Annotated in this window: 9 protein-coding genes; 6 read left to right on the forward strand and 3 right to left on the reverse strand. The window is 65.9% G+C overall.

Annotated features, from left to right (window positions below):
- Positions 1 to 83: 83 nt before the first annotated feature.
- Together EOA28_RS21720 and EOA28_RS21725 are read left to right on the forward strand one after the other, a co-directional pair.
- On the forward strand, positions 84 to 416 hold the full coding sequence (locus tag EOA28_RS21720; RefSeq protein WP_095819479.1) for a DUF1049 domain-containing protein: 333 nt from the start codon (positions 84 to 86) through the stop codon (positions 414 to 416).
- Between the two features lie 18 nt (positions 417 to 434).
- Entirely contained in the window at positions 435 to 1,397 is a 963-nt protein-coding gene (locus tag EOA28_RS21725) for an ornithine cyclodeaminase family protein (protein ID WP_127249526.1), read from the forward strand.
- Here the strand turns inward: EOA28_RS21725 and EOA28_RS21730 are convergent.
- From EOA28_RS21730 to EOA28_RS21740, 3 genes are all read right to left on the reverse strand, one after another.
- Complete coding sequence (locus EOA28_RS21730; RefSeq protein ID WP_127249527.1) at positions 1,390 to 1,827, reverse strand: EVE domain-containing protein; 438 nt, start codon at positions 1,825 to 1,827, stop codon at positions 1,390 to 1,392. The two genes, EOA28_RS21725 and EOA28_RS21730, sit on opposite strands and share 8 nt — an antisense overlap.
- The gene (locus EOA28_RS21735) at positions 1,824 to 2,204 is read right to left on the reverse strand and encodes a VOC family protein (RefSeq protein ID WP_127249528.1); all 381 of its coding nucleotides are present in this window, start codon (positions 2,202 to 2,204) and stop codon (positions 1,824 to 1,826) included. The genes EOA28_RS21730 and EOA28_RS21735 overlap by 4 nt, the downstream gene beginning before the upstream one ends.
- Before the next feature lie 70 nt (positions 2,205 to 2,274).
- Positions 2,275 to 2,985, reverse strand: coding sequence for a YafY family protein (locus tag EOA28_RS21740; RefSeq protein ID WP_128315244.1), 711 nt, complete (start codon positions 2,983 to 2,985; stop codon positions 2,275 to 2,277).
- Positions 2,986 to 3,093: 108 nt separating this feature from the next.
- Here EOA28_RS21740 and EOA28_RS21745 point away from each other — a divergent pair, with 108 nt between their 5' ends.
- The 4 genes from EOA28_RS21745 to EOA28_RS21760 form a co-directional block, all read left to right on the forward strand.
- Complete coding sequence (locus EOA28_RS21745) at positions 3,094 to 4,146, forward strand: class I SAM-dependent rRNA methyltransferase (RefSeq protein WP_127249530.1); 1,053 nt, start codon at positions 3,094 to 3,096, stop codon at positions 4,144 to 4,146.
- 1 nt (position 4,147) lies between these two features.
- Positions 4,148 to 5,005: an RNA methyltransferase gene (locus EOA28_RS21750; protein ID WP_127249531.1), complete on the forward strand. Its 858-nt coding sequence runs from the start codon at positions 4,148 to 4,150 to the stop codon at positions 5,003 to 5,005.
- Between the two features lie 23 nt (positions 5,006 to 5,028).
- The gene (gene lspA, locus EOA28_RS21755) at positions 5,029 to 5,511 is read left to right on the forward strand and encodes a signal peptidase II (protein WP_127249532.1); all 483 of its coding nucleotides are present in this window, start codon (positions 5,029 to 5,031) and stop codon (positions 5,509 to 5,511) included.
- Between the two features lie 57 nt (positions 5,512 to 5,568).
- On the forward strand, positions 5,569 to 6,101 hold a 533-nt coding region (locus EOA28_RS21760; RefSeq protein ID WP_148670792.1), incomplete at its 3' end, for an alcohol dehydrogenase catalytic domain-containing protein.

Raw genomic sequence — 6,101 nt, forward strand, 5'->3', positions numbered from 1 at the left:
CTTAAAGCATGTCTCCCGAAAGGGAAGGCCGGTTTCGGGACAAAGACATGCGCGCTTAGGAAGCTTCTCTATACGGAGATCTGATGTTCAATCGCTTCATCCTCGTCGTGGTCTTCGTGCCGCTGGCCATCATCCTGATCGCGCTCGCCGTTGCCAATCGCGGCGCCGTCGCCTTCACGCTCGATCCGTTCCATCCCGGCAATCCCGCGCTGACGCTGAACCTGCCGCTTTTCATCTTCCTGTTCCTGGCCCTGGCCATCGGCATGGTCGTCGGCAGCATGGCGACCTGGGTGAAGCAGGGCCGCTACCGCAAGCTCGCGCGCCAGCGCGGCCTGGAGGCTGAAAACCTGCGCCAGGCGGTGAGCCGCGCGCCGGCCGCGCCGAATGGACCGGCGCTGCCCAAGCCGACCAATTAAAGGAATCCGGAGCCTTCGATGCTGACCATTTCGGCCGCCGAGGTCGATCGCGCGCTGACCTTTCCCGGCCTGGTCGAGACATTGCGCACCGCCTTTCGCGAGGGCGCCGTGCAGCCGGTTCGTCACCATCATGGCGTGGAGCGGCCGGACGGCGCGGCCTCGACCCTGCTTTTGATGCCGGCCTGGACCGACTTCAACGCCGCAGGCACCTCGGCGGGAGGTCATATCGGCGTCAAGATTGTCACCGTGTCGCCGGACAACAACGCAAAAGGCAAGCCGGCGGTGATGGGCCTCTATCTTTTGCTCGACGGCGTCACCGGCGAGCCGCAGGCGATGATCGACGGGCAGCGGCTGACGCAGTGGCGCACGACCTGCGCCTCCGCGCTCGCCGCTTCCTATCTCGCCCGCAAGGACGCCTCGCGGCTTCTGGTGATCGGCGCCGGCGCGCTGTCGCCATTCCTTGCCAAGGCGCATTCGGCGGTCAGGCCGATCACCTCCATCCGCATCTGGAACCGCACGCCGGCCAATGCCGAAAAGGTGGCGGCCGCCTTGCGCGCCGAAGGCTTTCCGGCCAATGCCGCCGGCGATCTCGACGCGGAGCTTGCCGAGGCCGACATCATCGCCTCCGCGACCATCTCCAACACGCCGCTGGTCAAGGGCGCGCTGCTCAAGCCGGGCGCCCATGTCGACCTCGTCGGCGGCTTCACGCCCGACATGCGCGAGGCTGATGACGATGCGATCAAGCGCGCCCGCGTCTATGTCGACACCCGCGGCGGCGCCACCAAGGAGGCCGGCGACATCGTCCAGCCTCTGACCTCGGGCCTGCTGAAACCGGAAGCGATCATCGCCGATCTGCATGAGCTCGCGCGCGGCGAGAAACAGGGCCGGCAAACCGACAGCGAGATCACGCTGTTCAAGTCGGTTGGCGCGGCCCTTGAAGACCTCGCCGCCGGCATCGCCGTCTACGAGGCGCTCAAATAGCAGCGCTCTCCAGCCTGGCTCCCATCGCCTCACCGATCAGCTGGAAATCGTCTTCGCTGATCTCGAATAGGCCGAAGCGAAGCTGGTAGCCCCAGTTGGGCTTGCCGGCGGTGAAGTCCAACTTGGCCAGCAGCGGCTTGATCGGCGCTTGCATGGCCTCACGCCAGTGGACGTCGCGCCGCGTCGGCGTGAAACCGCCGCCCATGACACCCTCATAAACCTCTCCTTGCCGGACCGTGCCGATGGCCGTGAAGGATTGCAGCCCGTCCTTCTCGCCGAGCACGGTGCTCGGCGAGTAGTAGGCGATGCCGTCGCCCGGCTTGATGCGGCGCAGCGGTGCTGCCTTGCCGTGGTTGACCTGCATGAAGCCGTCCTTGCGGCCGATCCGCACATGCTCGGCCGACGCCACCGCAACCCAGAAGGCGCTCATCCCTGCGCTCCTGCGAAAGGCCAGTACACGCGCAGGCGATGATTGTCGGGATCGAGCGCAACGAAGGTGCGGCCGAAATCGAGATCGGTTGGGGCCTGCAGGACCTTCAGGCCGAGATCGACCCAATCGGCATGGGTTGCATCGACGGCGCTCGCATCCGCCACCCCGATCACAAGCTCGCCGCCACCGCCCGCCGCCGCGGCCGCCGGTTCCACGGTATGGCGCGACCAGAGGCCGAGCTTGAAGCCCTGGTCGAGCACGAACATGACGAAGGTCGGCGAGGACTCGACCGGCTCGCGCCCGAGCAGCGAAGCGTAGAACGCACTGCTCTTTTCGGGGCTGTCGACATAGAGGATGACGAAATTCGGCGTGGTCATGTCTGATCTCCAAAGCATCTGAACCTTGGGGACCATATGCGGACCTACTGTCAGATTCTGGCAGCAGCGATCAGGCGGAATCGCCCTTCCTGGCGTTTGAGCGGGGCGCGTCCAGCGTCGCCCGCCACTCCTTCAGCATCGCCTGGCGGCGGCGTGGGTAACGGACGCCGGTCGGAGTCAGGTCGGACATCCGGTCGGCGCGGAAATGACGGAAATCCTGGCGCGTTTCGCACCACGCCGCCATCACCCGCACCTTGTCGAAGAAAGCGAGCGCGAAGGGCCAGACCAGCCGCTCGGAGGCCGCACCCTCGGCGTCGCGATAGAGGAAGCCCAGCTTGCGTTCCTCGCGGATCGCCTGCCGCACAACGCCGAGGTCGATCGCTTCGAGATTGTCCGAGCGCGGCCCGACAAGCAGCGTCGTGGCATCGAGGTCCTCGCGCAGATCATCCGGCAGCACCGCCGCGATCTTGGCCAGCGCATCGGTCGCGGCGGCGGCCAGCTTTTTGTCCGGCTGCTTTGCCACCCAGCGCGAGCCGAGCACGATGGCCTCGATCTCCTCGTCTGAGAACATCAGCGGCGGCAGCATGAAGCCTGGCTTCAGCACATAGCCAAGCCCCGCCTCGCCTTCGATCGGCGCGCCCTGCCCCTGCAGCGACACGATATCGCGATAGAGCGTGCGGATCGACACACCCATCTCGTCCGCAAGCGTGCGGCCGCTCACCGGCCGGCGGTGGCGGCGCAGGATCTGGATAAGGTCGAGCAGGCGTTCAGAACGGGACATGGTCGGTTTGCGTGTCTCCAGAGCTGGGTGCATCATAGATGCGGGACCATTTTGTTGCGCGGCCCGAATCCCTATGTCAAAAGCGGCCTGCCGTTCCGGAGACCGTTCTTGAAATCCTTTCGCGATCGAAACCGCGACAACCGCCTGCGTCAGCCCGTAAAAGCCAGCAGTGTCCAACCGCGTCCAGACGAACGGCGCGAAGCGAGGCCGGAACACAGGCAGGACGCCAAACCGGCGCCGCGCGTGCTTGCGCGTCGCGAGGGCTCCTTGCCCGCCGAGCGCCTGCCGCTGATCCTTGAAGTCGCGCCCAACGCCGACTACGCGCTGCTGGACAGCGGCGCGGGCGAAAAGCTCGAGCAATACGGTCCCTACCGCATCGTGCGCCCCGAGGGCCAGGCGATCTGGCAGCGCGCCCTTCCGGCGAAGGAATGGGAGCGCGCCGACGCCGTCTTCACCGGCGACACCGACGAGGAAGGCATCGGCCGCTGGCGCTTCCCGAAGGCGCCGCTCGGCGAGACCTGGCCGATGAAGCATGACGGCATCGACTATCTCGGCCGCTTCACCTCGTTTCGCCATGTCGGCGTCTTTCCGGAACAGGCTTCGCATTGGGACCACATGGCGGGGCTGATCGCGGCGGCGAAGCGCCCTGTCAAGGTACTGAACCTCTTCGGCTATACCGGCTTGGCCTCGCTGGTGGCGGCCCGCGCGGGCGCCGAGATCACCCATGTCGATGCCTCGAAGAAGGCGATCGGCTGGGCGCGCGAGAACCAGGAAATGGCCGGACTTGGCGACAAGCCGATCCGCTGGATCGTCGAGGACGCGGTGAAATTCGCCGAGCGCGAGGAACGCCGCGGCAGCCGCTACGACATCGTGCTGTTCGACCCGCCGGCCTATGGCCGCGGTCCCAAGGGCGAGGTCTGGCAATTGTTCGAGGACCTGCCGGGCCTCACCGACCTCTGCCGCTCGATCCTGACGCCGAAGCCGCTGGCCGTCGTCCTCACCGCCTATTCGATCCGCGCCTCCTTCTTCGCCATCCATGCGCTGATGCGCGATACCTTCGCCGGCATGGGCGGCACGGTCGAATCCGGCGAATTGATCATTCGCGAGAAATCCGCCGGCCGCGCGCTGTCGACCTCGCTGTTCTCGCGCTGGGTGGCTTGAAATGAACGCACATGACGGCGCTCGCCCTGTCGGGCAGGTCAAGGAAGTCACCAGCCTTGCCAATCCTCTGGTCAAGGACATCAAGGCGCTGGCGCTGAAGAAATTTCGCGACCAGCAGAACGCCTTCATGGCCGAGGGCCTGAAGCTGGTCATCGATGCCCTCGACCTCGGCTGGTCGATAAAGACTCTGGTCTTCGCCAAGGCCGGACGCGGCAACGCCGCCGTCGAAAAGGTCGCCGCGCGGACCATCGCCGCCGGCGGCACAGTGCTGGAGGTCTCCGAAAAGGTGCTGGCCGCCATCACCCGGCGCGAAAACCCGCAAATGGTGGTCGGCGTCTTCGCCCAGCAGACCGTGCCGTTGAAGGACATCCGCGCCAGGGACGGCGACGTCTGGGTAGCGCTTGACCGGGTCCGCGACCCGGGCAATCTCGGCACCGTGATCCGCACGATCGACGCCGTCGGCGCCAAGGGCGTCATTCTGGTCGGCGACACCACAGATCCCTTCTCGCTGGAGACGGTGCGCGCCACCATGGGCTCGATCTTCGCCGTGCCGGTCGCGAGAGCAACCAAGCAGGCTTTCCTCGCCTGGCGGCGCGATTTTTCGGGACTGGTCGTTGGAACGCACCTCAAGGGCGCCGTCGACTATCGGTCCGTCGATTTTTCCAGAGGGCCGGTTCTGCTGCTGATGGGCAACGAGCAGCAGGGGCTGCCCGACAGCCTCGCCGAGAGCTGCGACCGGCTGCTCCGGATCCCCCAGGCCGGCCGCGCCGATTCCCTCAATCTGGCGGTCGCCACCGGCGTGATGCTGTTCGAGATAAGGCGTGGCGCCTTGAAGCTCGACACGATCGAGACGCGATGAGGACTGCCCATGAGGACTGATAAGTGAAATCCTGGTCCCCTTATGCCCTGCTGGTCATCATCGCCATTGCGCTCGACCAGTGGATCAAGCAGCTGGTCGAGAACGGTCTCGCCTTTCAAGAAAAGGTCGATCTCCTGCCCTTTCTGGCGCTGTTCCGCACCTACAACACCGGCATCGCCTTCTCGATGTTCCAGTCCTTCGGCGATACCGGCCTTGTGCTGATCGCCGTGCTGGTCGTCGCCTTCGTGCTCTATCTCGCCACGCGCACCCCGGCCGGCCATGTCGTCGCCCGCATCGGCTTTGCGCTCATCATCGGCGGCGCGCTCGGCAACCTCATCGATCGCGCTATTTTCGGCCACGTCATCGACTACATCCTGCTCCATACGCCGGTCTGGTCCTTCGCTGTGTTCAATCTCGCCGACGCCTTCATTTCGGTCGGCGCGGCGCTTGTGGTCTTCGACGAGCTGATCGGCTGGGGGCGCGAGCCTAAACCTTCGCAAGATTGACGGCGCGCGGCTGCCGCCCCACAGTCAGCTCCATCGCCGGAACCAGAGGAGAAAAAAGTGTCCGACACCTTCAAAGCCATCCTCGTTTCGCGCGATGCCGAAAAGAAGCAGTCGGTCGAGGTCGTCGACCTCACCGAGGCCGACCTGATGGAGGGCGATGTCACCGTCGCAGTCGAGGCGACGACGGTCAACTACAAGGACGGGCTCGCCATCACCGGCAAGGCGCCGGTCGTGCGCCGCTGGCCGCTGGTTCCGGGCATCGATTTCGCCGGCACCGTGATCGACTCTTCCCATGCCGATTGGCGCAAGGGCGACAAGGTAATCTTGAACGGCTGGGGCGTCGGCGAGACGCATTACGGCGCCTATGCCGGCCGGGCCCGCGTCAAGGGCGACTGGCTGGTGCCGCTGCCCGAGGGCATGAGCGCGCACGGTGCGATGGCCGTCGGCACGGCTGGCTACACGGCCATGCTCTCCGTCATGGCGCTGGAGCGTCACGGCATCGTGCCGGATCGCGGTCCGGTGGTGGTGACGGGCGCGGCCGGCGGCGTCGGCTCGGTCGCCATCTCGATCCTCTCCAGCCTGGGCTACCA

The sequence above is a fragment of the Mesorhizobium sp. M2A.F.Ca.ET.067.02.1.1 genome, from assembly GCF_004023285.1.
Taxonomy (GTDB): Bacteria; Pseudomonadota; Alphaproteobacteria; order Rhizobiales; family Rhizobiaceae; genus Mesorhizobium.

Bases quoted from the DNA above. Each gene is read 5' to 3' on its own strand.
- EOA28_RS21720 (WP_095819479.1), top strand. From the start codon at position 84: ATGTTCAATCGCTTCATCCTCGTCGTGGTCTTCGTGCCGCTGGCCATC.
- EOA28_RS21725 (WP_127249526.1), top strand. From the start codon at position 435: ATGCTGACCATTTCGGCCGCCGAGGTCGATCGCGCGCTGACCTTTCCC.
- EOA28_RS21730 (WP_127249527.1), bottom strand. From the start codon at position 1,827: ATGAGCGCCTTCTGGGTTGCGGTGGCGTCGGCCGAGCATGTGCGGATC.
- EOA28_RS21735 (WP_127249528.1), bottom strand. From the start codon at position 2,204: ATGACCACGCCGAATTTCGTCATCCTCTATGTCGACAGCCCCGAAAAG.
- EOA28_RS21740 (WP_128315244.1), bottom strand. From the start codon at position 2,985: ATGTCCCGTTCTGAACGCCTGCTCGACCTTATCCAGATCCTGCGCCGC.
- EOA28_RS21750 (WP_127249531.1), top strand. From the start codon at position 4,148: ATGAACGCACATGACGGCGCTCGCCCTGTCGGGCAGGTCAAGGAAGTC.